General features: G+C 68.0%; 24 protein-coding genes. 7 read left to right on the top strand and 17 right to left on the bottom strand.

Annotated elements, in window-relative coordinates; translation table 11 throughout:
- Nucleotides 1-77: 77 nt before the first annotated feature.
- Nucleotides 78-734, bottom strand: a complete 657-nt coding sequence (locus BSY19_RS10600; protein WP_069054138.1) for a glutathione S-transferase family protein — start codon at nt 732-734, stop codon at nt 78-80.
- Nucleotides 735-909: 175 nt separating this feature from the next.
- On the opposite strand from BSY19_RS10600, the gene BSY19_RS10595 reads away from it, so the two are divergent.
- Entirely contained in the window at nt 910-2,124 is a 1,215-nt protein-coding gene (locus BSY19_RS10595; protein ID WP_069054137.1) for a polyhydroxyalkanoate depolymerase, read from the top strand.
- 12 nt (nt 2,125-2,136) lie between these two features.
- On the opposite strand, the gene BSY19_RS27925 is transcribed toward BSY19_RS10595, so the two are convergent.
- The 4 genes from BSY19_RS27925 to BSY19_RS10580 all read right to left on the bottom strand — a co-directional run bounded on the left by BSY19_RS27925 (nt 2,137) and on the right by BSY19_RS10580 (nt 4,719).
- Nucleotides 2,137-2,289 carry a hypothetical protein gene (locus BSY19_RS27925; RefSeq protein ID WP_171905124.1) on the bottom strand — a complete coding sequence of 51 codons (153 nt, stop codon included), beginning with the start codon at nt 2,287-2,289 and terminating at the stop codon, nt 2,137-2,139.
- A 183-nt stretch (nt 2,290-2,472) separates the two neighbouring features.
- A complete protein-coding gene (locus tag BSY19_RS10590) occupies nt 2,473-3,150 on the bottom strand; it encodes a phosphatase PAP2 family protein (protein ID WP_083247527.1) in 678 nt (225 codons plus the stop codon).
- Nucleotides 3,151-3,225: 75 nt separating this feature from the next.
- Complete coding sequence (locus tag BSY19_RS10585; protein WP_069054135.1) at nt 3,226-4,131, bottom strand: diacylglycerol/lipid kinase family protein; 906 nt, start codon at nt 4,129-4,131, stop codon at nt 3,226-3,228.
- Between the two features lie 195 nt (nt 4,132-4,326).
- Nucleotides 4,327-4,719, bottom strand: coding sequence for a PRC-barrel domain-containing protein (locus tag BSY19_RS10580; protein WP_069054134.1), 393 nt, complete (start codon nt 4,717-4,719; stop codon nt 4,327-4,329).
- 286 nt (nt 4,720-5,005) lie between these two features.
- On the opposite strand from BSY19_RS10580, the gene BSY19_RS10575 reads away from it, so the two are divergent.
- Complete coding sequence (locus BSY19_RS10575) at nt 5,006-5,269, top strand: glycine zipper domain-containing protein (RefSeq protein ID WP_069054133.1); 264 nt, start codon at nt 5,006-5,008, stop codon at nt 5,267-5,269.
- A 75-nt stretch (nt 5,270-5,344) separates the two neighbouring features.
- On the opposite strand, the gene hutC is transcribed toward BSY19_RS10575, so the two are convergent.
- Together hutC and BSY19_RS10565 are read right to left on the bottom strand one after the other, a co-directional pair.
- The gene (hutC, locus tag BSY19_RS10570) at nt 5,345-6,094 is read right to left on the bottom strand and encodes a histidine utilization repressor (RefSeq protein ID WP_069056995.1); all 750 of its coding nucleotides are present in this window, start codon (nt 6,092-6,094) and stop codon (nt 5,345-5,347) included.
- Between the two features lie 5 nt (nt 6,095-6,099).
- On the bottom strand, nt 6,100-7,467 hold the full coding sequence (locus BSY19_RS10565; protein ID WP_083247525.1) for a formimidoylglutamate deiminase: 1,368 nt from the start codon (nt 7,465-7,467) through the stop codon (nt 6,100-6,102).
- A 104-nt stretch (nt 7,468-7,571) separates the two neighbouring features.
- On the opposite strand from BSY19_RS10565, the gene hutI reads away from it, so the two are divergent.
- The 4 genes from hutI to hutU all read left to right on the top strand — a co-directional run bounded on the left by hutI (nt 7,572) and on the right by hutU (nt 13,051).
- Nucleotides 7,572-8,804, top strand: a complete 1,233-nt coding sequence (hutI, locus tag BSY19_RS10560; RefSeq protein WP_083247524.1) for an imidazolonepropionase — start codon at nt 7,572-7,574, stop codon at nt 8,802-8,804.
- Nucleotides 8,801-10,336 carry a histidine ammonia-lyase gene (gene hutH / locus BSY19_RS10555; RefSeq protein WP_069054132.1) on the top strand — a complete coding sequence of 512 codons (1,536 nt, stop codon included), beginning with the start codon at nt 8,801-8,803 and terminating at the stop codon, nt 10,334-10,336. Before hutI ends, hutH begins: the two co-directional genes overlap by 4 nt.
- A 241-nt stretch (nt 10,337-10,577) precedes the next feature.
- Complete coding sequence (gene hutG, locus BSY19_RS10550) at nt 10,578-11,384, top strand: N-formylglutamate deformylase (protein ID WP_069054131.1); 807 nt, start codon at nt 10,578-10,580, stop codon at nt 11,382-11,384.
- Nucleotides 11,381-13,051 (top strand): urocanate hydratase, encoded by a 1,671-nt coding sequence (gene hutU, locus BSY19_RS10545; protein ID WP_069054130.1) that lies wholly within the window; start codon nt 11,381-11,383, stop codon nt 13,049-13,051. The genes hutG and hutU overlap by 4 nt, the downstream gene beginning before the upstream one ends.
- Nucleotides 13,052-13,059: 8 nt before the next feature.
- Here hutU and BSY19_RS10540 read toward each other — a convergent pair whose 3' ends face one another.
- The 8 genes from BSY19_RS10540 to BSY19_RS10505 form a co-directional block, all read right to left on the bottom strand.
- Complete coding sequence (locus tag BSY19_RS10540; RefSeq protein ID WP_069054129.1) at nt 13,060-14,208, bottom strand: oxidoreductase; 1,149 nt, start codon at nt 14,206-14,208, stop codon at nt 13,060-13,062.
- A gap of 37 nt (nt 14,209-14,245) precedes the next feature.
- Nucleotides 14,246-15,652, bottom strand: a complete 1,407-nt coding sequence (locus BSY19_RS10535) for a TRAP transporter large permease (RefSeq protein WP_069054128.1) — start codon at nt 15,650-15,652, stop codon at nt 14,246-14,248.
- Nucleotides 15,653-15,660: 8 nt separating this feature from the next.
- Nucleotides 15,661-16,239: a TRAP transporter small permease gene (locus tag BSY19_RS10530; RefSeq protein ID WP_069054127.1), complete on the bottom strand. Its 579-nt coding sequence runs from the start codon at nt 16,237-16,239 to the stop codon at nt 15,661-15,663.
- A gap of 158 nt (nt 16,240-16,397) precedes the next feature.
- Nucleotides 16,398-17,369: a sialic acid TRAP transporter substrate-binding protein SiaP gene (locus BSY19_RS10525; RefSeq protein WP_069056992.1), complete on the bottom strand. Its 972-nt coding sequence runs from the start codon at nt 17,367-17,369 to the stop codon at nt 16,398-16,400.
- 91 nt (nt 17,370-17,460) lie between these two features.
- Nucleotides 17,461-18,264, bottom strand: a complete 804-nt coding sequence (locus BSY19_RS10520; protein ID WP_069056991.1) for a FadR/GntR family transcriptional regulator — start codon at nt 18,262-18,264, stop codon at nt 17,461-17,463.
- A 145-nt stretch (nt 18,265-18,409) separates the two neighbouring features.
- Nucleotides 18,410-19,189 carry an ABC transporter ATP-binding protein gene (locus tag BSY19_RS10515; protein ID WP_069054126.1) on the bottom strand — a complete coding sequence of 260 codons (780 nt, stop codon included), beginning with the start codon at nt 19,187-19,189 and terminating at the stop codon, nt 18,410-18,412.
- A gap of 11 nt (nt 19,190-19,200) precedes the next feature.
- Nucleotides 19,201-19,974: an ABC transporter permease gene (locus BSY19_RS10510; protein ID WP_069054125.1), complete on the bottom strand. Its 774-nt coding sequence runs from the start codon at nt 19,972-19,974 to the stop codon at nt 19,201-19,203.
- Between the two features lie 275 nt (nt 19,975-20,249).
- Entirely contained in the window at nt 20,250-21,212 is a 963-nt protein-coding gene (locus BSY19_RS10505) for an ABC transporter substrate-binding protein (RefSeq protein WP_083247523.1), read from the bottom strand.
- A 245-nt stretch (nt 21,213-21,457) separates the two neighbouring features.
- Between BSY19_RS10505 and BSY19_RS10500 the strand changes: the two genes are divergently transcribed.
- A complete protein-coding gene (locus BSY19_RS10500) occupies nt 21,458-23,011 on the top strand; it encodes an acetolactate synthase large subunit (RefSeq protein ID WP_069054124.1) in 1,554 nt (517 codons plus the stop codon).
- A 126-nt stretch (nt 23,012-23,137) separates the two neighbouring features.
- Here the strand turns inward: BSY19_RS10500 and BSY19_RS10495 are convergent, their stop codons facing one another.
- The gene (locus BSY19_RS10495) at nt 23,138-24,184 is read right to left on the bottom strand and encodes a histone deacetylase family protein (RefSeq protein ID WP_069054123.1); all 1,047 of its coding nucleotides are present in this window, start codon (nt 24,182-24,184) and stop codon (nt 23,138-23,140) included.
- 74 nt (nt 24,185-24,258) lie between these two features.
- Nucleotides 24,259-26,559 (bottom strand): putative bifunctional diguanylate cyclase/phosphodiesterase, encoded by a 2,301-nt coding sequence (locus BSY19_RS10490; RefSeq protein WP_171905123.1) that lies wholly within the window; start codon nt 26,557-26,559, stop codon nt 24,259-24,261.
- Nucleotides 26,560-26,636 lie beyond the last annotated feature (77 nt).

Below are 26,636 nucleotides of genomic sequence, written 5' to 3'. Positions count from 1 at the left end.
GGTTTAGCCGCTTTGAGGCGCGATGGCCAATGCGGGCCCGGGCATCGGCCCTGTCCCGCCATGCATGAGGGCAGCGTTCAGAACTCGGCGTCGAGTTCTTCGACGTCGTCGGGCTCGGCCTTGGCGGCCTCGATCCAGCGCCGCAGGGCGGGCCAGGCCGAGATCGTGCGGCAATAGGCCTGGCAGGCGGGATCGAGCGCCACGTCATAGGTCAGGAACCGCAGGCAGACGGGGGCATACATCGCATCCGCCATGGTCAGCGTCTTGCCGAAGAGATAGGGCCCGCCATAGGTCGACAGGCAGTTGCGCCAGATCTCGGTGACGCGGTCGATATCGGCCTGGGCGCCGGCCCAGACCTTGAAGCCGGGATAATGCGCCTTGAGGTTCATCGGCAGGGCCGAGCGCAGATTGGCGAAGCCGGAATGCATCTCGCCGCAGATCGCGCGGCAATGCGCGCGGGCGGCAGCGTCCTTCGGCACGAGGCCGGCACCGGGCCTGATCTCGTCGAGATAGGCGGCGATGGCGAGCGTGTCCCAGACCTTGATGCCGTCATGCGTCAGGCAGGGCACCAGGAAGGACGGCGAGAGCAGCAGCAGTTCGGCCCGCGTCGAGGGGTCGTCGGCGGAGAGCATGTGCTCCTCCACCTCGAGGTCAGCCATCATGCAGAGCAGCCAACCACGCAGCGACCAGGACGAGTAGTTCTTGCTGCTGATGGTCAGTGTCGCGCTGGTCATGGCAGGCATCCTCTGCGGCAGCCCGGAATCTAGCAAGAGGCATTCCACTCCGGAATGCGGATTAGAACAATCTTGCGGAAATCACCTTTTGCAGTGCAACATCAATCGGGGCGCGGGCCGCCGCCGGGTGAAACCGGCGGCGGCCCGCCGGGCTGTTCACCGAAGGCGCATTCCGATGCTCTATCTCGCCTACCAGGCCCAGTCGGATCTGATGAACCCGGCGCGGATGCTGTCGCAGTCGGCGCTGGCTGTGATCGGAGCCCGGGCGATGAGCGGCCAGCCGATGGACTGGCGCGCGACGGCCGCCGCCTATGAGATGGTGACGCGGGCCGGGCTCACCCATGAACGGCCGCCCTACCACATCGACAGCGTCCGCGAAGGCAATCGCGACGTGCCGGTGACCGAGGAGATCGTGCTGAGCCTGCCCTTCGGCAGCCTGCTGCGTTTCCGCAAGGACAGCGAGGCGCCGCAGGCGAAGGTGCTGGTGGTCGCGCCGATGTCCGGCCATTTCGCAACCCTACTGCGCAACACGGTGGCGACGCTGCTGCGCGACCACGACGTCTACATCACCGACTGGCACAATGCCCGCGACGTGCCGCTGGCGGCCGGACCCTTCGGCTACGACGACTATGTCGACACGCTGATCCGCTTCGTCGAGACGCTGGGTTCCGAGACGCATATCGTCGCCGTGTGCCAGCCCTGCGTGCAGGTGCTGACCGCGGCAGCGGTGATGGCGCAGGCAGGCAGCCCGTTCCAGCCGCGCAGCATGACCCTGATGGCGGGGCCGGTCGACACCCGCATCAACCCGACGGCGGTCAACAAGCTGGCGATGGAGAAACCGATCGACTGGTTCGGGCGCAACCTGATCGCGACGGTGCCGTCCCGCTATCCCGGTGGCGGACGGAAGGTCTATCCCGGCTTCGTCCAGCTCGGCGCCTTCGTCGCGATGAACCTGCAGCGCCATGTCAACGCGCATATCGACATGTTCCTCCACCTCGCCACCGGCGAGACCGAGGAGGCGCAGAAGATCAAGGCGTTCTACGACGAGTACTTCGCCGTGCTCGACCTGCCGGCGGAGTTCTACCTCGAGACCGTGCAGTGGATCTTCCAGGAGGCGCGTCTGGCGGCCCGGACCCTGACCTATCGGGGCGAGCCGGTCGATTGCCGCGCCATAAGGCGCACCGCGCTGCTCACCGTCGAGGGCGAGCGCGACGACATCTGCGCGCTCGGCCAGACCTCGGCGGCGCATGATCTCTGCTCGGGGCTGAAGCCCTTCCGCAAGCGCCACCACATGCAGGCCGGCGTCGGGCACTACGGCGTCTTCTCGGGCCGCAAATGGGACGGGCAGATCTACCCGATCGTCCGCAACATGATCCTCGCCAACAGCTGAGCGGCCAGTTCCCTACTTCTCCTTGATCGACAGCCCGTTCTTGCCGACCGAGATCTCGACGCCCTCCGGCTGCTTCTTCTCCTGATAGAGGGCGTAACCAGTGGCGGCGAGGCCGATCACGAGGGCGGCGACGACGGCGACGAGAACCTGGCGCGAGGCGAGCATGGAGCGATCCGAATGTTGAACCGCATCGGCTGCGGCGCGCTTCAAACCCGCAACCGGCGTCGATGTTCCCGCACCCGCGCAAAAACGTGGCTTTATCCTGGGACCTTGGCCCCACCCGTTGGCGGCGGAACCGCAGCGGAGCCGTCGAGGCTTCCTGCCTCGCCCGTCACCTGCCGAGGCCCTTCAACGGGCGCGGTCGTCCCGGGCGGGCTCGAGCCCTTCGGCCCGCGCCATCCAGCGGCCGAGCAGTGCGACCGACAGGCTCGACCAGGCGATGCCGAGACACCAGCCGCCGATGACGTCGGTGGGCCAGTGGACCCCGAGATAGATGCGGCTCACGCCGATCATCACGATCATCGCCCAGGCGAGGCCGAGGCACAGGCGGGTGATGTCGTCCCGCCGCGCCGCGAGGCCGACGAAGCCGGCGATGCTGAGCAGGGTGACGGCCGAGAGGAAGGCGTGGCCGCTCGGGAAGCTGGCCGTGAAGGTCAGGGCCGCGTGCTCGACGATGTCCGGCCGGTCGCGGCCGATCAGGATCTTCAGAACGGTGGAGACGGCGGTCGCTCCGATCACGGTCAGGGCGAGGCCGACGGCGAGGTGCCGATGGCGGCAGAACCACAGGGTCAGGCCGGCCGCGATCGTCATCATGCCGAGTCCGACGGTGCTGCCGAAGGCGGTGACGTCCCGCACGGCTTCCCGCAGCCAGGCCGGGCCGATCGGCATGGAGGGGTCGCCGGCCTCGCGGAACAGCAGGACGATGCTGCGGTCGAAGGCGAAGCTGCGACCGGACGCGATGAACAGCGCCAGGGCCAGAAAGACGCAGGCGGCGGCGACGGGGATCAGAATGCGCGGCTGAAGCAAGAAGACATCACCTCCGGTCAAGACCTGTCGCCTGGGAAATGGGGGGCCCGGCCCCGAGTGCAACGGCCCGGGGGTTCAGACGAGCCTGTCGCGGGCCGCGATCAGCCGGATGGCCCTGGGCAGGAGCCTGTAGACGAGCGGACCCGCCTTGCGCTCGACCTCACCGTCGAAGGTGATGTGGCCACGCCGCTTGTCCCGGCGTGTCAGGGTGACCTGCGACCCGGTGAAGGAGATCAGATTCGGCGATGTGCGCCAGTGGCCGGAAACCACCGACAGCGCCGCCTTGCAGCGGGAATAGAGCCCGCCGGCGTTGAGGATGTGGACCTCGAAGACGCCGCCATCGAGCCGCGGCCGACGCCATTCGCTGCCCTCGAAGGCGTTGACGGTGACGAGCACCGCATCGGCCTCGACGAGGCGGCGTTCGTCGCCGCGCCCCATGTCGATGGCGACCGTGATCGACCGCGTGAACAGGATGGAGCGCGTGGCGGCCACGAGAAAAGCGATGGCACGGCTGAAGGGGAAGCGCCGCCGCGCGTATTCGCGCTCGCGGGCCATCAGGCTGAAGAACCCCATGCCCGAGAGCGAGTGGAACAGGCGATCATTGACGCTGCCGACATCGAGCGACAGCGGCTGCCCCGAGCAGAGGGCGGCGATCTGCTCCTCCAGGGTACCGGTCAGCCCCAGATCGCGGCCCAGCACGTTGACCGTCCCCAGCGGGAGAACCCCGACCGGCCGGTCTGCATGCATGAGCACGGGCAGCACGCCATTCAGCGTGCCGTCGCCGCCCGCAATCACCGGGATTGTCCCGCGATCCTCAACCACCAGGGCCAGCGCGTCGTCGAGCTCGCGGGGGTGAACCATGCGCACGCTCGCCGAGCAGCCGGCGGCCGCGAAGGCGGCCATGATGCGGGCCTCGAACGCATCCGCCCCCGCCTCGAGAACGGTACCGGCCCGGGCGTTGACGATGACGGTGTGGTGCATGGCGTGGAGGGTGTGAAAGGCTTCATGGCGCCCCAGTGGGGAGCCGGCGGCTCGCGTGTGCCCGCCGGCTGACTGAAAGCCCCGGGGGCGGGCCCTCACCCAAAACGGAAGATGCGGGCCTTTCGGCCCGCATCCCGCCGCCACGACGGTTCGGCTGGGGGGATAGCAACCGCCGCGACCTGCGTCTGGCGTGACCTACATCATCCAGTAGGGCATCGTGCCGTAATAGTCGTGGACGCGCTTGCCATAGGCGCGGTCGTCCCAGTCGGGCTCACCCTGGCTGTCGTACATCGGGGCTGCCTCGAGCTTGTCCTTCGTCATCGGGACGACATAGCCGCCGCGTCCGGGATCGAAGTCGAGCACGCTCCAGGGAATCGGGTGGTACTTCTCACCCAGCCCCAGGAAGCCGCCGAAGGACATGATCGCGTAGGCGACCTTGCCGGTCCTCTTGTCCAGCATGACGTCGTAGATCTCGCCGAGATGCTCGCCCGCGCTGTTGTAGACCGCGGTGCCGGCGACGCGCGCACCTGCGATCAGCGGGTTCGACGACCTGGGCATGGACGGCGAAGCGGTGTCGATCAGGGTCATGAAAGGTTCCTCCGCCTGCAGCAGCCGCTTCGGCTGCCGATTGCCGAGACAACGCGGCGTTCGGCAGAAAGGTTCCGCCGCCATTGTGGCGCGCGAAGAGCGAGGCCGGCGTCGGCGGAGATGGCCGCCCGCGCGATCGAGGCTGACGGGCGCGGCGTGGAGGAACCTTTTGGGACGCGCGGACGTTCAGCTGGGACGATCGGCCATGGCCGTGCCACGATATCTGTCTTAATCTAGCAGCTGCGAAGCCATCGCCTTCCAACGAGAGCGCCGAGGAAACGAAACCATGAAGAAAATCCTGATCATCGCTGCAATCGCCGCGACGCTGGGCGCCTGTACGGCTCAACAGGAGCGTACAGCGGGCGGCGCGCTGATCGGTGCCGGCGCCGGAGCCGTGATCGGCGGCATCGCGACGGGCCGAGCCGGCGGCGCTCTGGCCGGTGCGGCCATCGGCGGTGCCAGCGGCGCCATCATCGGCTCCGCGACCAGCCCGACCCGGACATGCGTCGGCCGTGACGAGTGGGGTCGCCGCTTCACCTACGATTGCTGAGTGACCCGACCGCTGTTGCGGTGAGTTCGAGGCCCGGCTGGCGCATCGCGCCGGCCGGGCTTTTTCGTGCCGGCGTCAGACCGCTCCATAAGGCCCGAAACGGCCGACGAAACGGTGGCGATTTCCAGGGTACAGCAGCCGCACCGCCGTGACCGGAGCGGCTTGGTTCCAGGTCCGGCGTTCGATCAGCAGGCAGGCTTCCCCGGCTGCGATGTCGAGCAGCGCGGCATCGTCCGGTTCGGCCGGAATGGCGCTGATGGCGTGCTCCGCCTGCGACCAGAGACTGTGCTGCAGCAACCAGTCGCCCGGTGGGGTCGTCGCGAAATCCTCCGCGGCTGCGGCCGGTACGGTTGCAAGGTGGATGATGCGTTCCTCCAGCACATGCGGCCGGTCGTCGGCCCGGTGCAGCGTGACCAGATGGGCGATCTTCTCGCCTCGCTTCAGCCCGAAGCGCAGCGCCAGTTCCGGCGAGGGCCGCCCGTCATGCCGCGCCAGAACCTCATAGGCATAGCGCTGCCCGAGCCGCTCCACCTCGGCGGGGATCGACAGGATGTCGAGCATGGCATGGGTCGTCGGCGGGCTCGCCACCACGGTGCCCGAGCGGCGCCGGCGGGTGATGAGCCCCTCGCGCGCCAGCTGTACGAGCGCGCGGTGGACGGTCATGCGGGAGGCGCCGAGCTGCTCCATCAGCGCGTGCTCGGGCGGGACCGGTGTGCCCGGCGGCCAGGTGCCGCCGAGGATGAGATCGCGGATCGACCGGCGGATCTGATCATAGATCGGACCGGTGCCATCCAGCTTCACCGCATCGAGCCGGTCATGAGCCATCGTCGTCACAGCGCCGCCAGCAGCTTGCGCATCACGGTGCCGAAGCGCGTCTTCACCGCGACGCGGGCGCGATGCTGCCCCTCCGCCACGAGATGCCGGCCGCCGACGACGACATCCCGAACGGGCAGCGCGTTGGTGGCGAAGATCGCGCTGTCGAGGACCGCCTCGCCGCTCTTGCCGATGAGGGCCGGATGGTCGGGATCGAGCATCACGAGATCGGCTCTCATGCCCGGCGCGAGTGAGCCCAACGACCGGCCGCAGGCCTGGGCCCCGCCGGTGGCGGCGGCACTCCACAGCGCGACGCCGGTCGAGGCATCCTCCTCCGCCAGCAGCGCGCGGCGGCGGTCGCGCAGGCGCTGCGAATACTCGAGCAGGCGCAGTTCGGAAGCCGCGTCGATCTGGATGTTGGAATCGCTGCCGACCCCGTAGCGCCCGCCCGACGCCCGGTAGCGCACGCCGTCGTAGATGCCGTCGCCGAGGCTCGCCTCGGTGATGGGGCAGAGGCCTGCGACGGCGCCGCTGGTGGCGATGGCGTCGCGCTCGGCATCGTCGAGATGGGTGGCGTGGATCAGGCACCAGCGCGCGTCGAGCGCGACCGTGTCCGCCAGCAGGGCGACGGGCCGGCGTCCCATGATCGCGATCGAATCCTCGACCTCGCGCATCTGCTCGGCGACATGGATGTGCAGGGGCGTGCCGGGGCGAAGACTGGCGAGCCAGTCCAGATCCTCCAGCGCGACCGCGCGCAGCGAATGCGGCGCGAGGCCGAGCCTGGCGTCGGGCAGAGGGCGAAGCGCGGACTCGCTCGCCTCGATCAGCCTCAGATAGGAATCGCGATCATTGACGAAGCGGCGCTGGCCGTGGACCGAGGGCGCCTGGCCGAAATTGCCGAAACGATAGAGGACCGGCAGCAGCGTCAGGCCGAGCCCGGTTTCCTCCGCGGCGGCGGCGATGGCGGCCCCCATCGCGGCGATGTCGGCATAGGGGCGACCGTCCTTGTCGTGATGCAGATAGTGGAACTCGGCGAGCGCTGTGAAGCCGCCCTCCAGCATCTCGACGAAAGCCTGGGCGGCGAGCGCCTGGACATCGTCGGGGTCGAGCCGGTCGAGGAAGCGGTACATCACCTCGCGCCAGGTCCAGAACGAATCCTCGCTCGCGCCGCGGCGCTCCGACAGGCCGGCCATGCCGCGCTGGAAGGCGTGGCTGTGCAGATTCGGCATGCCGGGCAGCGCCAGCCCGGAGAGCCTGGTGTCGCCCGCTTGCGCCGCGACGCCCGGCTCGACCGCCGTGATCGTTCCCCCCGAATGGGTCAGGCGCACATTCTCGGCAAAACCGTCCGGCAGCAGGGCCTGCTGCAGATGCAGGGTCAGGGTCACGGCGTCTCTCCAGCGTCCAATTGCCTATGCAATTAAGGGCTTGTCATTTGCATATGCAATTAGCTAGCATACTCTCCATTCGAGGATAGTCGAGAGGACGCGACATGGCGACGATGTCGGCTGAGACCCCGACCTGCGACCGGCTCTGGACGAATGCCCGATTGGCGACGATGGCGCCCTCGGTGGCGGCTCCCTATGGCACTGTCGAGGATGGCGTCGTGGCGGCCCGCGACGGGCGCATCCTCTATGCCGGGCCGCGCAGCCAGGCGCCGGCCTTCGCGGCGGCGGAGACGATCGATTGCGGCGGGCGCTGGATCACGCCGGGGCTGATCGATTGCCACACCCATCTCGTCTATGGCGGCGACCGCGCCCATGAATTCGAGCTGCGCCTGCAGGGCGCGAGCTATGAGGAAATCGCGCGCGCCGGCGGCGGCATCCTCTCCACGGTGACCGCGACGCGGGCGGCGAGCGAGGACGCGCTGTTCGCCAGCGCCGACCGGCGGCTCTCCGCGCTGCTGTCGGAAGGCGTGACCACCGTCGAGATCAAGTCGGGCTACGGGCTGGAGACGCAGGCCGAGGTCAAGACGCTGCGGGTCGCGCGCCGGATCGGGCGCGAGCGGCCGGTGCGGGTGCGCACGACCTTCCTCGGCGCCCATGCCGTGCCCCCCGAATTCAAGGGTCGCTCGGGGGACTACGCCGCCCTCGTCGCCGGGCCGATGCTCGACGCCGTTGCGGCGGAGGGGCTGGCGGACGCGGTCGATGTGTTCTGCGAGGGCATCGCCTTCTTGCCCGACGAGACGCGGGCCGTCTTCGAGGCCGCGCAGGCCAAGGGGCTCGCGATCAAGATCCACGCCGAGCAGCTCTCCAATCTCGGCGGCGCGGCGCTGGCGGCCGACATGGGCGCGCTCTCGGCGGATCATCTCGAATATCTCGACGACGCCGGCGTGATCGCCATGGCGAAGGCCGGCACGGTCGCCGTGGTGCTGCCCGGGGCCTTCTACTTCCTGCGCGAGACGGTGAAGCCGCCGATCGACCTGTTGCGCCGACATGGCGTGGCGATCGCGCTCGCGACCGATGCCAATCCCGGCTCCTCGCCGCTGACCTCGCCGCTGCTCGTGATGAACATGGCCTGCACGCTGTTCCGGCTGACGCCGGAGGAGGCGCTGGCGGGGCTGACCCGCCATGCCGCGCAGGCGCTCGGTCTGCAGGACGAGATCGGCACGCTGGAGGCGGGCAAGGCCTGCGACCTGGCGATCTGGGACATCGAGCGCCCGGCCGAACTCGCCTACCGCATCGGCTTCAACCCGCTTCACGCCCGAATCTGGAACGGACAATGAGCACGCCCCTTCTCCTCGACCCCGGCCATGCCGCCCTGACGCAGTGGCGGGAGGTGATCGACGGCGCGTCGATCACGCTGTCGACGGCGAGTGCGGATGCGATCACCGCCGCCCAGGCGATCGTCGACGATATCGTCGCGGCGGGCACCGTGACCTATGGCGTCAACACCGGCTTCGGGAAGCTCGCCAGCGTGCGGATCGCGGATCGCGACCTCGCGACGCTGCAGCGCAATCTCATCCTGTCGCATGCGGTCGGCACCGGGCCTGCCCTGCCTGACGGCGTGGTGCGGCTGATCCTCGCCATGAAGGCGGCGAGCCTGGCGCGTGGCGCATCCGGCGTGCGGCCGGTCGTGGTCGAGGCGCTGCTCGGCGCGCTCAAGGCCGATGCGCTTCCGGTCGTGCCGGCCAAGGGCTCGGTCGGCGCGTCGGGTGATCTCGCGCCGCTCGCCCATCTCACCGCCGCGCTGATGGGCGTCGGCGAGATCAGGATGAAGGGCGAGGTGATGCCGGCTGCGGACGCGCTCGCGCGGATCGGCCAGGCGCCGCTGGCGCTCGGACCCAAGGAGGGGTTGGCGCTGATCAACGGCACGCAGGTCTCGACCGCGCTGGCGCTCACTGGCCTCACCGCCATGGCGCGGGTGTTCGATGCCGCACTGGTCGCCGGCGCGCTCTCGGTCGATGCGCTGAAGGGCTCCGACACGCCGTTCGACCCGCGCATCCAACGCTTGCGCGGCCAGCCTGGCCAGATCCGCGTCGCGGCGCTGCTGCTCGAGCTGATCGCCGGCAGTGAAATCCGCGACAGCCACCGCTTCGGCGACTCGAAGGTGCAGGACCCCTATTCGCTGCGCTGTCAGCCACAGGTGATGGGCGCGGTGCGCGACCTCCTCGCCAATGCCGCGGCGACGCTTGCGATCGAGGCCAATGCCGTCACCGACAACCCGCTGGTGCTGGGGCCGGGCGAGGTCGTCTCGGGCGGGAACTTCCATGCCGAGCCGGTGGCGTTTGCCGCCGACATGCTGGCGATGGGGCTATGCGAGATCGGCAACCTCTCCGAGCGGCGGATCGCGCTTCTGGTCGACCCCGTGATGAGCGGCCTGCCGCCGTTCCTGGCGCGCGATGCGGGGCTCAACTCCGGCTTCATGATCGCGCAGGTGACCGCGGCCGCGCTGGCCTCCGAGAACAAGCAGAAGGCCTATCCGGCCTCGGTCGATACCATCCCGACCTCGGCCAACCAGGAAGACCATGTCTCGATGGCGACGCATGGCGCCTATCGCCTGCTCGACATGGCGGCGAACGCCGCCAGCATCATCGGCGTCGAGCTGATGGCGGCGGCAGAAGCGATCGAGCATCATCGCCCGATGACGACGAGCCCGCGACTGGAGCCGGTGCTGGCGCTGCTGCGCGGCCAGATCGCGCCGCTGACAGAGGATCGCTACCTCGCGCCGGACCTCGCGGCGGCGACGGAGCTGGTGCTGTCGGGGGCCGTGGGCGCGGCGGCGGGGCTGGATTCGTTTGCGGAGTTTTCGGCGTGAGGCGTTGGCAAAGAGCGGTCCTCGTCAACCGAGCAGGCGCGGGGAACCCCTCTCCCGTAGGGAGAGGGGCAGGGGTGAGGGGTCGGCCGTTTGATACCGTGGCCGCGAACTCCCCGCAGCCGCCCTCAGGGATGCGTTTCGCTGGTCCAGGGGCCTACACCTCACCCCTGCTCCTCTCCTTACAGGAGAGGGGTTCCCCGCGCCTCGATGGACAAGACGCAACGCTCGCGAAGAGAAGCTCATGACCTCGATCGTCACCGTCACCCGGGGCCCATCCCCGCTCATCCTCTCGATGCCGCATCCCGGCACCGGGCTGCCCTCAGAAGTCGATGCTGCGCTGAACGAACGCGGGCGGCTGGTCGAGGACACCGACTGGCACATGCGCGAGGTCTATGCCTTCGCGGAGCGCTTCCAGCCGACGATCGTCGAGGCGAAGCTGTCGCGCTTCGTCATCGACCTGAACCGCGATCCGTCGGGCGTCTCGCTCTATCCCGGACAGGCCACGACCGAGCTGGTGCCGACGACGACCTTCGACGGAGCGTCGATCTGGACGGTGTTGCCCGACGCCGCCGAGATCGAGCGGCGCCGCCCCGTCTATTTCCAGCCCTATCACGACGCGCTCGCGGCCGAGATCGCGCGGGTCAAGGCGGCCCATGGCTATGCGGTGCTGTGGGACTGCCACTCGATCAAATCGGTGATCCCGCGGCTGTTTCCCGGCACGCTGCCGACGCTCAATCTCGGGACGAATTCGGGTCAGAGCTGCGCGCCCGCCGTGGAGGCCGCCGCAGCAGCGGCGATGGCCGCGCAGCCCCTGACCCATGTCGTCAACGGCCGCTTCAAAGGCGGCTGGATCACCCGCCATTACGGCCGGCCCGCCGAACACGTCCATGCGCTGCAGATGGAAAAGGCGCTCAGCGCCTATCTCGCCACGGAAGCGGCGCCCTGGACTTTCGACGCGGCCATCGCCGCGACCCTGCAATCCTCCCTCTCCGCCATCATCGCCGCAGCGCTGGACGCGGCGGCCCAGCACGAACGGAGCCGTTCATGACCCGCATCGACAACAGCCGCGTCATCCGCAGCCCCCACGGCACGGAGCTCTCCGCCAAGAGCTGGCTGACGGAGGCGCCGCTGCGCATGCTGATGAACAATCTCGACCCCGACGTCGCCGAGAAGCCCGGCGAACTCGTTGTCTATGGCGGCATCGGCCGGGCCGCGCGGACCTGGGAGGATTTCGACCGGATCTGCGCATCGCTGCGCTCGCTGGAGGCCGACGAGACGCTGCTGGTCCAGTCTGGCAAGCCGGTCGGCATCTTCCGGACGCATCCCGATGCGCCGCGGGTGCTGATCGCCAATTCCAACCTCGTCCCGGCCTATGCGAACTGGGAGCATTTCCACCATCTCGATAAGCTCGGGCTGATGATGTACGGCCAGATGACGGCCGGTTCCTGGATCTATATCGGCACGCAGGGCATCGTCCAGGGCACCTACGAGACCTTCGTCGAGGTCGGCCGGCAGCACTATGGCGGCTCGCTCAAGGGCAAATGGATCCTGACCGGCGGGCTGGGCGGCATGGGCGGGGCGCAGCCGCTGGCCGCGACCATGGCCGGCGCCTCGATGATCGCCGTCGAGTGCAAGCCCTCCTCGATCGAGTTCCGCCTGCGCACGCGCTATCTCGACGAGAAGGCCGACAGCATCGACGAGGCCCTGAAGATCGTCGAGGCGGCGCATGCGAAGGGCAAGGCGGTCTCGGTCGGCGTGCTCGGCAATGCCGCCGAGATCTTCCCCGACATGGTCCGCCGCGGCATTCGCCCCGACGTCGTCACCGACCAGACCTCGGCGCATGACCCGCTCAACGGCTATCTGCCGGCCGGCTGGACGCTGGAGGAGTGGGAGGAGCGCAAGGAGCGTGACCCGGCCGGGACAATCCAGGCCGCCAAGCGCTCCATGGCCGAGCATGTCAGGGCGATGCTCGACTTCCAGCGCATGGGCGTGCCGACGCTCGACTACGGCAACAACATCCGCCAGATGGCCAAGGATATGGGCGTCGAGAACGCCTTCGATTTCCCCGGCTTCGTGCCCGCCTATATCCGCCCGCTGTTCTGCCGGGGCATCGGCCCGTTCCGCTGGGCGGCCCTCTCGGGCGATCCGGAGGACATCTACAAGACCGACGCCAAGGTGAAGGAGCTGATGCCCAACGACGCGCATCTGCACAACTGGCTCGACATGGCGCGCGAGCGCATCCAGTTCCAGGGCCTGCCGGCGCGAATCTGCTGGGTGGGGCTGGGCGACCGGCATCGGCTCGGCCTCGCTTTCAACGAGATGGTGGCGAAGGGCGAGCTGAAGGCGCCCGTCGTGATCGGCCGCGACCATCTCGATTCAGGCTCGGTCGCCTCGCCCAACCGCGAGACGGAAGCGATGAAGGACGGCTCGGATGCCGTCTCCGACTGGCCCCTGCTCAACGCCCTGCTCAACACGGCCGGCGGCGCGACCTGGGTATCGCTGCATCATGGCGGCGGCGTCGGCATGGGCTATTCGCAGCATTCGGGCGTCGTCATCGTCGCCGACGGCACGCCGGAAGCGGCCAAGCGGCTCGAACGCGTTCTCTGGAACGACCCCGCCACCGGCGTGATGCGCCATGCCGATGCGGGCTACGAGATCGCGCAGGACTGCGCGCGCGAGAAGGGGCTGAAGCTGCCGGGGATGGGGATTGGTTGAGGCGCCGCTCAGGCGTCCTCACGTTTGATCCAGCCGGGCCGGCTCAGCAGATAGTCGACCATGCGCGGCGGGATCGCGCAGCGCGCCGCGATGTCCTCGGGCGCGTGGGGGAAACGCACAGCGATGTCAGCCTCGCGACCGTCGGCGAGCTTGCGAAGCCAGTCCGGGTCGATCAAGGGCGCCCGGCCCACCGCCACGAGATCCCCGCCCGCCGCCATCGCGGCCCGGGCATCCGCGAGCGTTCCCACGCCGCCACAGGCGACGACCGCGCAGCGCCCCGCGATCACCGCACGGATTTCTGCCAGCGGGCTGCGGCCGTCACCACCGGTGGGCGCGCAGGCAACCAGGTAGTTGCGATCCTCGCGCTGCGGCCGCTGAAGGCGAAAATCATCGAGAGACACATGGATGTAATCGAGGCCGAGACCGGCCAGCCGATCGACGAGCGCGAGCGCGTCATCGAGCCCGTAACCATCGGGTTCAGGCTCGAACGGCGTGATCCGGTAGCCGAGAACCATGCCCGGCCCCGCTGCCTCTCGGGCCGCCCGCACCACGGCGAGCGGAAAGCGCATCCGCGCATCGCGGTCACCGCCCCAGCGGTCCCGCCTGCGGTTGGCGCGCGGCGAGAAGAACTGATGCAGCAGGTAGTGATTGGCGCCATGGAGTTCGACGCCGTCGAAGCCGGCCTGTCGCGCCCGCTCGGCTGCCGCACCAAAGCAGCCGACGAGATCGTCGACCTCGGCCCCGGTCATCTCGCGCGGGGTCGGCGCGCCGGGTCGTAGCGACGCGACAGCCGACGGGGCCCGCATCCGTCCCTCCCCGATCAGGGCGGGCCGCGCAATGCGGCCGCCGTCGTAGATCTGCAGGATCGCAAGACCGCCGCCGGCACGCAGATCCCCCGCCAGCGCCTCGAGGCTCGGCAGGTGCCCGGGCTTTGCCGCTCCGATGCCGTTCCAGGAGCGACCATCCTCATGAACGTAAGCGCATGAGCTGATCAGGCCACCGAAACCCGACAGGCTGCGTCGCCGCACGAAAGCGCGCTCCCCGGCACTGACCATTCCGTCGGGATCGGAGGCATCCGTCGTCATCGGCGCCAGCAAGAAGCGGTTGGGCAGAGTGTGCCCGCCGCCGAAGCGGAAGGGCGTCCACGGATCGGTCATCCCTCCACCGGCTCCCCCTCACGGGCCGGGATCATCCTCACCGCACCATCCCCATCTGCCGCGGCAGCCAGAGCGTCAACTCGGGGATGAAGGTGATCGCGATCAACGCCGCGAAGAGCGGGACCAGCCAGGGCAGGATCGCCATGGTGGTGCGCTCGACCGAGAGCTTGGCGACGCGCGAGAGCACGAACAGCACCATGCCGAGTGGCGGGTGGAGCAGCCCGATCATCAGGTTCAGCACCATGATCAGCCCGAAATGGATCGGGTCGACGCCGAGCTTCAGCGCGATCGGCAGCAGGATCGGCACCACGATGGTGATGGCGGCGATGGTGTCGAGGAAGCAGCCGATGAACAGCAGCAGGAGATTGACCAGCACCAGGAAGACCCATTTGTTCTGGGTCAGGCTGAGGATCAGGTCCGACAGGATCTGGGCCGTGTTGGAGACCGTCAGCAGCCAGGCGAAGATCGAGGCCGCCGTGACGATGAAGAGCACGGAAGCCGTGGTCTCGATCGTGTCGAAGGTCGCCTTGGTCAGGCTGCGCATGGTCATCGAGCGATAGCGCACGAGGCCGAGGAAGAGCGACCAGATCACCGCGGCGGCGGCAGCCTCGGTCGGCGTGAACCAGCCCATCGTCATGCCGCCGATCAGGATGACCGGCGTCATCAGCGCCATCACGGCCGAGAAGTCGAAGTAATAGTCGAGCCCCAGCAGCACCGCGAGCGCGAGCCCAATGGCGAGGTTCTCCTCGAGCCCGGCCCAGACCAGGGCATAAGCGACGACCGGGAAGCCGAGCACGACGGCGACTTCGATGCCGGCCGACCCGATCTCGCGCCAGGAGAAGGTGGCGTCGGAGCCCCATTTGTAGATCCGCGCGAAGATCGCGACGGTGATCATCATGAACAGCGTCATCATCACGCCGGGCACCACGCCGGCGAGGAAGAGCGCGCCGATCGAGGTGTTCGACATCATCCCGTAGATGACGAAGGGCAGCGAGGGCGGGATGATCGGCCCCAGCGTCGCCGAGGCCGCCGTCACGCCCACCGCCACCTCGGTGGGATAGCCGTGGTCCTTCATCGCCTTGATCTCGATCGTGCCGATGCCGGCGGCATCCGCGATCGCGGTGCCCGACATGCCCGAGAAGATCACCGAACCGATGATGTTGACCTGGGCCAGGCCGCCGCGCATCCAGCCGACGAGCGCGACCGCGAAGGCATAGATGCGGCCGGTCACGCCGGCGATGTTCATCAGGTTGCCGGCCAGGATGAAGAACGGCACGGCGAGCAGCGGGAAGCTCTCGACGCCCGCGATCATGCGCTGGGCCAGGATGACGTCGGGCACGGTGCCCGAGATGATGATGAAAGCGAGCGAGGCGACGGCCATGGCGATCGCCACCGGCACGCCGAGGATCATCAGGCCAAGAAAGGAACCGAGCAGGATCAGCATGGTCGTTCTCAGGCCTCCGAGCCGTCGAAGGCTTCCGGCTTTTCCAGCACGGAATAGCCGCGGCGCATGTTCTGCCAGGCGACGTGGAGCGCCCGCAGCGTCATCAGCGCGAAGGCGAGGACGACGGCGTTGAAGATGATGGACTTCGGCAGGTCGACCGTCGTCATCATCTCATCGGGGATCAGCGAGGAGTATTTGTACGTCAGCCAGGTCCCGTAGGCGAAAAAGCCGATGCGCACGGCATCGACGAAGGTCGCCATGATCCGGCCCGTCCGCGCCGACATGTAGCGGTAGAGGAAATCCACCTGGATGTGGCGGGAGGCCCGCACGCAGAGCGAGGCGCCGAGGAAGACCACGACGACCAGCGCGTTGATGGCGATCTCCTCGGTCCAGGCGAAGGAGTTGTTGAGGACGTAGCGGGTGAAGAACTGCAGGATGACGCAGCCCACCATGACCCAGAAGGCGGCCAGCGTGATCCAGTCCTCGACGCCGTAGACCGAGAGGTCCGCCGGCGGCGGCGCCTCGTCGAAGACGTGGGCGAGTTCCTCGCCGGTGACAGGCGTGTGGATTTCGGGGGCTGTGGTCATAGGCTGGTCCAGTCGTGAGGAGCTCGGCCGCGGCGGCCATCGTCTTGGCGAGCACAGCGAAGCCATCCAGTGAGCTGTGTCAGCGGCTCTGGATGGCTTCGTCGGCTGCGCCTCCCCGCGATGACCGAGCGGTCACCGCGAGGAGGCAAGATAGCGACTTACTTGATCGCCTGGATGCGTTCCCAGTCGGCCTTGCGATAGCCGAACTGCTCGAAGGTGACGTTCTTCTGGACGTTGGCGAGGAAGTCGGCCTTGTCGACCTCGGTCACGGTCAGACCCTTGTCCTTGAAGAACTGGACGAGCTTGACCTCGTCTGCCTGGATCTTCTTGGTCGCCCGGGCGGAGGCCTCCTGCGCGACTTCGCTGAAGATCTTGCGATCCTCGGGCGAGAGCTTGTCCCAGAGCTGCTTGGCGACGACCGTGTTGAGGTGGTCGACGATGTGACCGGTCAGGACGATGTGCTTCTGGACCTCGTAGAACTTCTTGGCCTCGATCGTGGTCAGCGGGTTCTCCTGCGCCTCGACGGTGCCGTTCTGCAGCGCGAGATAGACCTCGGCGAAGGCGATCGGCGCGGTGTTGGCGCCACAGGCGCGCGGCATGGCGAGGTAGGCCGGCACGTCGGGCACACGGATCTTGAGCCCCTTCATGTCGGCGCAGCTCTTGATCGGCCGGTTCGAGGTGGTGTGGCGCGTGCCGTAATAGGTCACCGAGACGATCTGGTGCCCGGTCTTCTCCTGATAGCCCTTGGCCATGTCGGTGAAGACATCGCTCTTGGTGTAGGCGAGCAGATGCTCCGGGCTGCGGAAGGTGAAGGGGTAGTAGGTCACCCCGATCGGCGCGAAGGAGCGCGCGGCGAAGCTCGAACCGGAGATGATGATGTCGACCGTGCCCAGGGTGAGGCCCTGGTTGATGTCGGTTTCCTTGCCGAGCTGCGAGGCCGGATAGACGGTGATCTCGTAGCGGCCATTGGTGCGCTTCTTGAACTCGTCCGCCGCCCAGACCGATTCGGTGTGGAAGGGCTCGGAGGTCTCGTAGACATGCGCCCATTTCAGCTTGGTCTGGGCCTGGGCCGGCGCGCCGACCGCGATCAGGCTCGCGGCCACCGCCGCCATCGTCAGATAGGTCTTCATCATGTTGGTCCCTCCCGTGGGATCGCTCTCGTTGCCTTGGTCGTCTCAGTCTTCTTGTTGTCGTGCTTCTTGTTGTCGTGGTCTGCGAGCGTCAGTTCTTCCTGACGAGGCGGGTCACGACGCTCTCCCTCCCGCCTTGCCGCGTGCTGGCCTGCACGCCGTCCCGCCGCGCCGAACCCGCCGGAGCGGGCCCTTCGCCGAAGCTCTGCGAGAACCGCTCCTGCGAGCGCTGCAGATGCTGCCGCATCGCCGCCTGCGCCGCCTCCCCTCGCCCCTCGGCGATCGCGTCACGGATCTCGCGATGCTCCGCCACGGCCTCGCGCCAGGAGTCGGCGTTCTCGAAGTAGCTCGCGAGCTGCCGGAAATAGGGGTTGATGCGCTGATCGAAGAGCAGCCCGACGAAGCGCGCCAGCACGGCATTGCCGAGGATGGCGGCGATGGCGACATGGAAGGCCCGATCGAGCGCAACCAGCTCGTCACCGGTCAGATTCGGATTTTCCATCTGCGCGAGAATGGCGTCCAGGCTTGCGACATCGTGGCGACCGGCCTGCGAGCCGGCCTCCGCGCAGACCGCGCTCTCGATCAGCTCGCGCGCCTTGAGCACCTCGAACGGTCCCTCCGGCGCCTCTTCGGCCAGCGGCGCCAGAGCGGGGAGACCGGCGGGCTTGTCGATGACGTAGACGCCCGATCCCATGCGGATCCGGACCCGCCCCTCGACCTCGAGCGCGATCAGGGCTTCCCGTACGGAGGGGCGGGACACGCCCAGCTTTTCCGCCAACTCGCGCTCCGGCGGCAGCCGGCCGCCCACCGGATACTCGCGCCGATCGATGAGATGGCGGAGCTGGTCGGCGATCTGACGATAAAGGCGTGGCGACTCGACAGTTTCGAGCGGCACAGTCTGCTCCCGGTTTCCATCCCCGGCTTCCTCTTTCGGGAAGCTCGCTTTGGCCATGTGGTCAGGCCAATTGGAATTGAAACAAGCATCATCACGGAGGCGTGTCAATGAGTCGCGAGGGTCTCGGCGGCGGGTGGCGCCGCGCTCAATGCCCGGCCGCCATCACCTCGGAGCGGATCTCCTCGACGAGTCGTTCCTTCAGCGCCACGAATTCAGGGCTCGTCTTGATGGTGTAGGGCCGCGGATGGGGCAGGTCGACCGCGATGTCGGCCTTGATGCGGCCGGGCCTGGCGCTCATCACCACGACGCGCGAGCCGACGAAGATCGCCTCCTCGATGTCATGGGTGACGAAGAGAACGGTCTTGCGCTCGCGCTCCCAGATCCCGAGCAGCATTTCCTGCATCAGCGCGCGCGTCTGATTGTCGAGGGCCCCGAAGGGCTCGTCGAGCAGCAGAATCTTGGGGTCGTTGGCCAGCGCGCGGGCGATCGCGGTGCGCTGCTGCATGCCGCCGGAGAGCTGCTTGGGAAAATGGTCGACGAAGCTCGCCAGCCCGACCCGCTCAGCCCAGCCACGGGCGATGTCAATCCGCTCGCGCTCGCCGATGCCCTTCTCGCGCAGGCCGAAGGCGATGTTCTGGACGACCGTCAGCCAGGGGAAGAGCGTATAGCTCTGGAAGACGAAGCCGCGATCGGCGCCAGGCCCGGAGACCGGGGCGCCATCGAGCATGATCTGGCCTTCGCTCGCCGTCTCCAGCCCGCCGATGATCCGCAGCAAGGTGGATTTGCCGCAGCCCGAGGGCCCGAGGATGGCGATGAAGTCGTTGTCGTCGACGCTGAGAGAGGTCGGCATCAGGGCGCGCGTCGGCTGGCCGCCGCGCTGGGCCGGGAAGATCTTCCCGACGTTCTCGACCAGGAGCTTGCTCATCTTGCGACCGACTATCTCTGCGCCCAGGGAAACAGGCGCTGGTTGACCGCCTTGAACAGGAAATCCGAGACCAGGCCGATCAGGCCGATGACGATGATGCCGAAGATGATCTGGCCGGTGTTCAGCAGCGCCTGGCTGTCGGTGATCATGTGGCCGATGCCAGAGGACGAGCCGATCAGCTCGGCGACGATGACATAGGTCCAGGCCCAGCCGAGCACGAGGCGGAAGATCTCGGCGATCTCGGGCGCCGCATTGGGCAACAGCACGCGCCTGACCACCGAGGTGTCGGTGGCGCCCAGCGTATAGGCGGCATCGACGAGATCGCGCCGGATCGAGCCGACCGCCACCGCGATCATCAGGATCAGCTGGAAGACCGAGCCGATGAAGATGACGAGCAGCTTCTGCGCCTCGCCGATGCCGGCCCAGAGGATCAGCAGGGGGATGAAGGCGGAGGCCGGCAGATAGCGAGCGAAGGAGACGAACGGCTCGAGGAAGGCCTCGACCGGCTTGTAGGCGCCCATGGCGATGCCGATCGGCAGGGCGACGAGTGCCGCCAGCACGAAGCCACCGACGACGCGCCAGATCGTCATGCCGATGTCGAAGGCGAAGCCATACTGGAAGAGAAGGTTGTAGCCCTCGCGGACCATGGTGAGCGGGTCGGCCAGGAACAGCTTCTGGACATAGCCGCCGAAGGTCGCGACCGACCACAGCGCCACGAACAGCGCGAAAAAGGCGACGCCATAGGCGACGCGAGAGGACGCGGAGACCGGCTGGAGGGGTTTCATGATGACGTCGCTGACGAGAGGAAGCGCGGGATCCCCTCTCCTGTAAGGAGAGGGGTAGGGGTGAGGTGTCGGCCCCTGGACCAGTGAAGCGCCGAATACGAAACGAAGCAGCGGTGAGCTCACGACCGAAGCGTCAATCGGCCGACCCCTCACCCTGCCCTCTCCCTGATCTCGGGCCTGCCCGAGATCAGCGTCCGGAGTGTCAAAGTCGGCTACTGCCGACTTTTGTGGGGAGAGGGTTCCCCGCGCCTTGCTCGGCGGTGACCGAGGTCAGCTCACTTGCCGGCGACGTATTTCGTCTCGACGAGGCTGGCGAGATCGGGCTTGGCCTTGATCAGGCCGATCTCCAGCAGCAGGTCGGCGGCCTTGGCCGAGAAGGCCTGCCACTCGCCCGAGAAGAAGGCCTTGTTGCCGGCGGCGTCAGACCATTTCAGGAAGGCGGCCGACTTGCCGAACTGCTCTGCGGACTGCTTGACGTCGGCGCCCATGATGCCGAAGGCCTTGTCCTTCTCCTTGGCGATCATCTCGAGCGCCTCGAAATAGCTCTTGGTGAGCGCAGCAGCGGCCGCGTCATTGGCGGCGAGGAAGGCCGGGGTGCAGCCGAAGGTGTCCATCACCATCGGGTAGTCGAGCGTGGTGGCGATGATCTTTCCGGCATCGGGCCGCTCGCGCACGGCCGAGAGAAAGGGCTCATAGGTCATGGCTGCGTCGTTCTGGCCGGCGATGAAGGCCTGCGCCGCGGGGCCGGGCTCCATGTTGACCACGGTCACGTCCTTCACGGACATGCCGTTCTCCTTCAGGAACCAGGCGAGCGCGAAATAGGGCGAGGTGCCCGGCGCCGAGGCCGCGACCGTCTTGCCCTTGAGATCCTTGATCGACGCGGTGGCGTTGCGCGTCACCATGCCGTCGGCGCCATAGCTCTTGTCGAGCTGGAAGATCTGCTTGGTCTTCACGCCGGCGGCGTCCCAGACGATCCAGGTCTCGACCGTGGTCGCCGCGCACTGGATGTCGCCCGACGCGATGGCGAGATGGCGGTCCTTCTGCGGGATTTTCTTGATGGTGACGTCGAGCCCGTTCTTGGCGAAGATGCCGGCCTCCTTGGCCAGCGTCAGCGGCGCGAAGCCGGTCCAGCCGGAAATGCCGATGTTGACCTTGGTCTGCGCCTGCGCGCCGCCGGCGACCAGCGCCGCCGCGAGACCGAGACCCGCCGCCGTTCTCCAACGCTTCAAACCCGTCATGACGAAACTCCCCTGTTGTGATGTCCAACCCGCTGCCCGAGGGCTGGAGCCCATCGCAGCGTATGGCGCAGCCGGATGCAACCTTCGTTCCATCGGAGGTTAAATGCATATGCAAATCCGTCAAGCCGTCGATCACCAGGGTTGGGGACAGCGATGACATTCTCTCGTTTGACAGGATCGGGAACATCCCCTCCCCTGTGCGTCCCTTTGACGACCCTTCCATTCTCTTCCGTGGGATATTCCGAATGAACGGTGCCGACCGCCTCTGCGACACGCTGCTCGTCAATGGCGTGGATGTCTGCTTCGCCAATCCCGGCACCTCCGAGATGCATTTCGTCGCGGCGCTCGACCGCAAGCCGGAGATGCGCTGCGTGCTCGGCCTGTTCGAGGGCGTGGTGACGGGCGCGGCCGACGGCTATGCCCGCATGGCCGACAAGCCGGCGGCGACGCTGCTGCATTGCGGGCCGGGCATGGCGAACGCGCTCGCGAACATGCACAACGCCCGGCGCGCCTGGACACCGATGCTCAACGTCGTCGGCGACCACGCGACCTATCATCTCGTCAACGACGCGCCGCTGACCAGCGACATCGAGAGCCTGGCGCGGCCGATGTCGCATTACGTGCACCGGATCGCGACGCCGGAGGATGTCGGGCCCGCGATCGGCGAGGCCTATGCGGCGGCGATGTCGCTGCCGGGCGTCGCGACCGTGATCCTGCCCGGCGACTGCGCCTGGGGCTCGGTCGAGCCGGCCGAGGTCAAGGCGACGCCCGTTCCGGCCTTCCGGACGGTCGCGGCCGAGACCATCCGCGAGGTCGCCGCCGCGCTGCGCCAGCATGGCTCACGCGCGGCGCTGATGATGACGGGCGCGTCCCTGCGCGCCGGGGCGCTGGAAACGGCGGCGCGCATCTGCGCGGCGACCGGTTGCAAGATGTACGGGCAGATGTCGAACGGGCGCATCGAGCGTGGCGCCGGGCGCGTCGCGATCCCCAAGGTGTTCTACCCCGTCGACATGGCGCTGGAACAGTTGAAGGACGTCGACCTGCTCGTGCTGGTCGGCGCGCAGATCCCGGTCGGCTTCTTCGCCTATCCCGGAAAGCCCGGCCGGCTCATTCATGACGGCTGCACCGTGACCACGCTCGGCAAGATGGGCGACGACCTCGTCGGCGCGCTCGATGCGCTGGCGGAAGAGACGGGCGCCACCAAGGTCGAGCCCGCCTTCATCGCCAAGGCGCAGACCGAGACGGCGCTGCCCACGGGCACCCTCGACGCCGACAAGGTCTGCACCATCGTGGCGCGCCTTTTGCCCGAGAACGCGATCATCTGCGACGAGTCGGTCTCGTCGGGCCGCGTCTTCTACCAGCAGTGCCACAATGCACCGCAGCACGATTATCTGCAGCTGACCGGCGGCGCGATCGGCGAGGGCATCCCGATGTGCGTCGGCGCGGCGGTGGCCTGTCCTGATCGCAAGGTCATCGGCATGCAGGCCGACGGGTCCGGCATGTACACCGTCCAGGGCCTGTGGACGCAGGCGCGCGAGAACCTCGACATCGTCACCGTGATCTTCGCCAACCGGACCTATGCGATCCTGCATGGCGAGATGCGCGCCGTCGGCGTCAATGATTTCGGCCGCAACGCCACGCTGATGCTCAACCTCGACGAGCCGGCGCTGGACTGGGTTGCGATGGCCCGCGGCATGGGCGTGGAGGCGGCACGCGCCACCACCGCCGAGGAATTCACCAAGCTGTTCAAGGGCGCTCTCGGCCGCAAGGGGCCGTTCCTGATCGAGGCGGTGATCTGACGCGGGCTCGTCATTCTCGGGCGCCCGATGGGCGACCCGAGAATCTCTTGCCGCGTGAGCCCCTTAGACTGGCAGGCTCCCCTTGTTACGAGATGGTCGGGTCAAGCCCGACCATGACGCATCTGGCTACGCCTTGAATCCACCGAGGAACGCGTCGAGGCACTCGCCGATCGCCTCGATCGCGTAGCCACCCTCCTGCACCACCAGCGTCGGCAGGCCGAAGGACTTCACCTTCGTGGCGATGGTGCCGAAATCCGCGGCGTCGAGCTTCAAGACGCCGATGGGATCGTCCCTGTGGGCGTCATAGCCGAGCGCCACGATGACGACGTCGGCGCCGAAGGCCTTGATCGCCTCGCCGGCCCTGTCGACGGCGGCCGCCATCTCGGCGCCGCCGGCGCCATGCGGAAGCGGCAGGTTGAGGTTGAAGCCCTCGCCTGGCCCATTGCCGCGTTCATCCTCATAGCCCGTGTAGAACGGATAGTAGTTCGACGGGTCGGCATGAACAGAGATCGTCAGCACATCGTCGCGGCGATAAAAGATTTGCTGCGTGCCGTCGCCGTGATGGGCATCGACATCGAGGATCGCGACCTTACCGAACTTGGACCGCAGGCGCTGGGCGGCGATCGCGGTGTTGTTCAGGTAGCAGAAGCCCGTCGCGCGATCCGCACGGGCATGATGGCCGGAGGGGCGGCAGAGCGAATAGACGGCGCGCTCGCCCGCGATAACGGCATCGGCCGCGGTCACCGCCGTCTGGGCGGAGAGCAGGGTCGAGCGCCAGCAATGCTCGCCGATCGGCACCGACATGTCGCCGAGATACCAGCCGAGCTGGCCGATGAAGCCGGTCGGTCGGCAGGGCGCACGGACGGCCTCTTCAGGGCGGCCGCTCCAATAGGGGAAGGTGCTCGGCCAGACCTCCGGCCCGCGCTCGGCCGGCAGGTCCTGCCAGTGCGCCCAGGCCGTCTCGAGAAACCGGACGAAGCCGGCATCATGGATCTCCAGCACCGGGCCCGTGCCGTGCGAGGCCGGCCGCTCGGGCGCGATGCCGTGCCGCTCCAGCGCCGCGAGCAGGCGTGCGGTGCGCTCCGGCAGGTCCTTCGGCGCGACCACCCGGCCATAGCGCAGGTATTGCTGCGGATCGTGCATCGACTGGTCGGGATGATAGAAGGCGCGCATGGGTCGACAGGTCTCCAGGGACGGACCGGTCACAGCCCGCATCAGGCGAGGCTAGCAAAGCCTGCGCCCTGGCGTCAGGCGGGGACGACGCCGCCCTGCCCTGCGTCGATGGCGGGCCGCAGGTCCTTTCGCGCGAGCAGGCGCGGCACGTCGTCGGCCGCCACGGCCGGCGCGTAGAGATAGCCCTGGCCGTAGCGGCAGCCATGGGCGTGCAGGAACTCCTGCTGCGACACCGCCTCGATGCCCTCGGCGACCACATCGAGGCCGAGTTCGGTCGTGAGCGCCACGACGGCGCGCACGATCGCCGCATCCTCGCCCTGCTCGCCGATCCGCGCGACGAAGGAGCGGTCGATCTTCACGACATCGACGGGGAAACGCCGCAGATGGGTCAACGAGGCATAGCCCGTGCCGAAATCGTCGAGCGCGACACTGATCCCGGCGGCCCGCAGCCGGTGCAGGGCCGGTCCGGCCTGGTCGCCCTTGCGGGTCAGCAGCACGTTCTCCGTGACCTCGACGCCGAACTGCTCCGCCGCCAGTCCCGCGGTGCGGAGCCTGTCGAGCAGCCCCTCCGCAAACAGCGGATCGCGGAACACGCCGGGCGCGAGATTGATCCAGAGCCGCGGCACCGCCAGGCCTTCGTCGCGCCAGCGGCACCGGTCCGCGAGAACGCGCGTCAGCACCGCCTCGCCGATCTGGCGCGCCGTCTCGGGGTCCTGCAGGGCGAGCAGGAAAGAACCGGCAGGCACGATGCCGCGGTCGGGATGATCCCAGCGCGCCAGCACCTCGAGACCGTCGACCGCCCCGCTGCGCAGATCGATCTGCGGCTGGTAGAACGGCAGGATCCGCCCCTGTGTGACCGCCTCGCAGATCGCGCTGCAGATCTCGACGCGTGCGTTCATCGCCTCGCGCATGGCCGGATCGTAGACAATCGCCATGTTGCGGCCGAGCGCTTTGGCCCGATACAGGGCGAGATCGGCATCCTTGAGCAGTTCGCCGGCCTCGTCATCGTGCTGCGGCGCGAGGGCGAAGCCGATGCTGGCCCGCATGGGGCCGGCGATCTCCACGCCGGCCAGCGGCTGACGCACGGCCTGCAGAAGCCGCTGCGCCTTGGCGGCGGCATCGAAGCCGTCCGGCAGCTCGGCGATGACCACGAACTCGTCGCCGCCCAGCCGCGCCACCACATCGCCGGGCTGGAGGACGGCGCTCAGCCGGTCGCCGACGGCGACCAGCAGCTGGTCGCCGACATCATGGCCGAGCGTGTCGTTGACCGCCTTGAAATCATCGAGATCGATCAGGAACAGGGCGACGACACCCGGAATGTCGCGACCGAGCGCCTCGCTTAGCCGCTCTTGGAACAACAGGCGGTTGGGCAGGCCGGTAAGCGCGTCATGAGTGGCCTGCCAGCGCATCTGCGCGGCGGCCGCATTGCGCTCGGTGACATCGACGATGCCGGCCGCGAAGGCCTGGCTCTGCCCGATCGGGACAGAGGCCGCGGTGATGACGGCCTCCCGCATCCGGCCCTGCCCGTCCCGGAGGGGCACCTCCAGCGCCTCGATGCGTCCGCGATCCCGCAACTCGGCGATCGCGCGGCGTCGATCGTCGATCCCGATGCTGTCGGCGATCGTGCGGTCGGCGAGGCCCGTTGCGCCGGGCGCCGCCAGATAACGCACAGCCGCCTCATTGGCGCGCAGATAGCTGCCATCGGCGACCGCCGTGACCACGAGCGGGATCGGGACCGCCATGAAGACGCGTTCGAGCAGGGCCTGGCTCGCTTCGAGCGCCTCGCGTGCCGTTCGCTCCGATCGGGTCGCCAGCCATTCCAGCCGGCGTAGCCGATTGGCATGGATGACGACCAGGCTGAGTGCGAAGTTCAGCATGGCCAGCACCAGCACCAGCCCGAGCAGCGTCGAGGGATAGGGGCCTCGGCCAAGATAGCCCGCCAGCATCAGCACGCTGACACCGATGCCCATGAGCAGGGTGAAGCGGAAGGGGGTGGGGGCAACGAGGTAGAAGATCGACGGCAGCAGCAACACCACGAAGAGCGCCAGATCGCTGCGTGAACTGACCAGGAAGGCGACCGCCACGGCGGTCGTCGCCTCCCAGAGCAGTGTCGCGGCCAGAGCGCGTCCGATACCGGTCGCCCGCCGGACCATCAGGAAGCAGAGCAGCGAGAACATGACGACCGAAAGCCGGGCCGGGACGGCGATGAAGAAATGCGGCGTTCCGGCAAAGCGCCAGTCGCTCAACAGGAAGAGCGTGTTGAGCGCGGCCGAGAGCAGGAACAGCAGCCGGCACTGCCTGAGCGTCTCTTCGTGACGCGCGACCGTGAAGGCCTGCTCGATCGCGGAATCGCGAAACTCGCCGCCGAACGTCAATTTATCCCCAACCATGCGGCGCTTGTCGGCGATAACCCCTCAAAAGCGAGTTAAATTGACCGATCGCTTCCGATGCG

Source organism: Bosea sp. RAC05, from assembly GCF_001713455.1.
In the GTDB taxonomy this organism is placed as follows: Bacteria; Pseudomonadota; Alphaproteobacteria; order Rhizobiales; family Beijerinckiaceae; genus Allobosea.
This window is presented reverse-complemented; position numbering and strand designations above follow the sequence as displayed.

Excerpts from the sequence above, each read along its gene's own strand:
- BSY19_RS10600 (WP_069054138.1), bottom strand. The coding sequence starts at position 734 with ATGACCAGCGCGACACTGACCATCAGCAGCAAGAACTACTCGTCCTGG.
- BSY19_RS10595 (WP_069054137.1), top strand. The coding sequence starts at position 910 with ATGCTCTATCTCGCCTACCAGGCCCAGTCGGATCTGATGAACCCGGCG.
- BSY19_RS27925 (WP_171905124.1), bottom strand. The coding sequence starts at position 2,289 with ATGCTCGCCTCGCGCCAGGTTCTCGTCGCCGTCGTCGCCGCCCTCGTG.
- BSY19_RS10585 (WP_069054135.1), bottom strand. The coding sequence starts at position 4,131 with ATGCACCACACCGTCATCGTCAACGCCCGGGCCGGTACCGTTCTCGAG.
- BSY19_RS10580 (WP_069054134.1), bottom strand. The coding sequence starts at position 4,719 with ATGACCCTGATCGACACCGCTTCGCCGTCCATGCCCAGGTCGTCGAAC.
- BSY19_RS10575 (WP_069054133.1), top strand. The coding sequence starts at position 5,006 with ATGAAGAAAATCCTGATCATCGCTGCAATCGCCGCGACGCTGGGCGCC.
- hutC (WP_069056995.1), bottom strand. The coding sequence starts at position 6,094 with ATGGCTCATGACCGGCTCGATGCGGTGAAGCTGGATGGCACCGGTCCG.
- hutI (WP_083247524.1), top strand. The coding sequence starts at position 7,572 with ATGGCGACGATGTCGGCTGAGACCCCGACCTGCGACCGGCTCTGGACG.
- hutH (WP_069054132.1), top strand. The coding sequence starts at position 8,801 with ATGAGCACGCCCCTTCTCCTCGACCCCGGCCATGCCGCCCTGACGCAG.
- hutG (WP_069054131.1), top strand. The coding sequence starts at position 10,578 with ATGACCTCGATCGTCACCGTCACCCGGGGCCCATCCCCGCTCATCCTC.
- hutU (WP_069054130.1), top strand. The coding sequence starts at position 11,381 with ATGACCCGCATCGACAACAGCCGCGTCATCCGCAGCCCCCACGGCACG.
- BSY19_RS10540 (WP_069054129.1), bottom strand. The coding sequence starts at position 14,208 with ATGACCGATCCGTGGACGCCCTTCCGCTTCGGCGGCGGGCACACTCTG.
- BSY19_RS10535 (WP_069054128.1), bottom strand. The coding sequence starts at position 15,652 with ATGCTGATCCTGCTCGGTTCCTTTCTTGGCCTGATGATCCTCGGCGTG.
- BSY19_RS10530 (WP_069054127.1), bottom strand. The coding sequence starts at position 16,239 with ATGACCACAGCCCCCGAAATCCACACGCCTGTCACCGGCGAGGAACTC.
- BSY19_RS10525 (WP_069056992.1), bottom strand. The coding sequence starts at position 17,369 with ATGAAGACCTATCTGACGATGGCGGCGGTGGCCGCGAGCCTGATCGCG.
- BSY19_RS10515 (WP_069054126.1), bottom strand. The coding sequence starts at position 19,189 with ATGAGCAAGCTCCTGGTCGAGAACGTCGGGAAGATCTTCCCGGCCCAG.
- BSY19_RS10510 (WP_069054125.1), bottom strand. The coding sequence starts at position 19,974 with ATGAAACCCCTCCAGCCGGTCTCCGCGTCCTCTCGCGTCGCCTATGGC.
- BSY19_RS10505 (WP_083247523.1), bottom strand. The coding sequence starts at position 21,212 with ATGACGGGTTTGAAGCGTTGGAGAACGGCGGCGGGTCTCGGTCTCGCG.
- BSY19_RS10500 (WP_069054124.1), top strand. The coding sequence starts at position 21,458 with ATGAACGGTGCCGACCGCCTCTGCGACACGCTGCTCGTCAATGGCGTG.
- BSY19_RS10495 (WP_069054123.1), bottom strand. The coding sequence starts at position 24,184 with ATGCGCGCCTTCTATCATCCCGACCAGTCGATGCACGATCCGCAGCAA.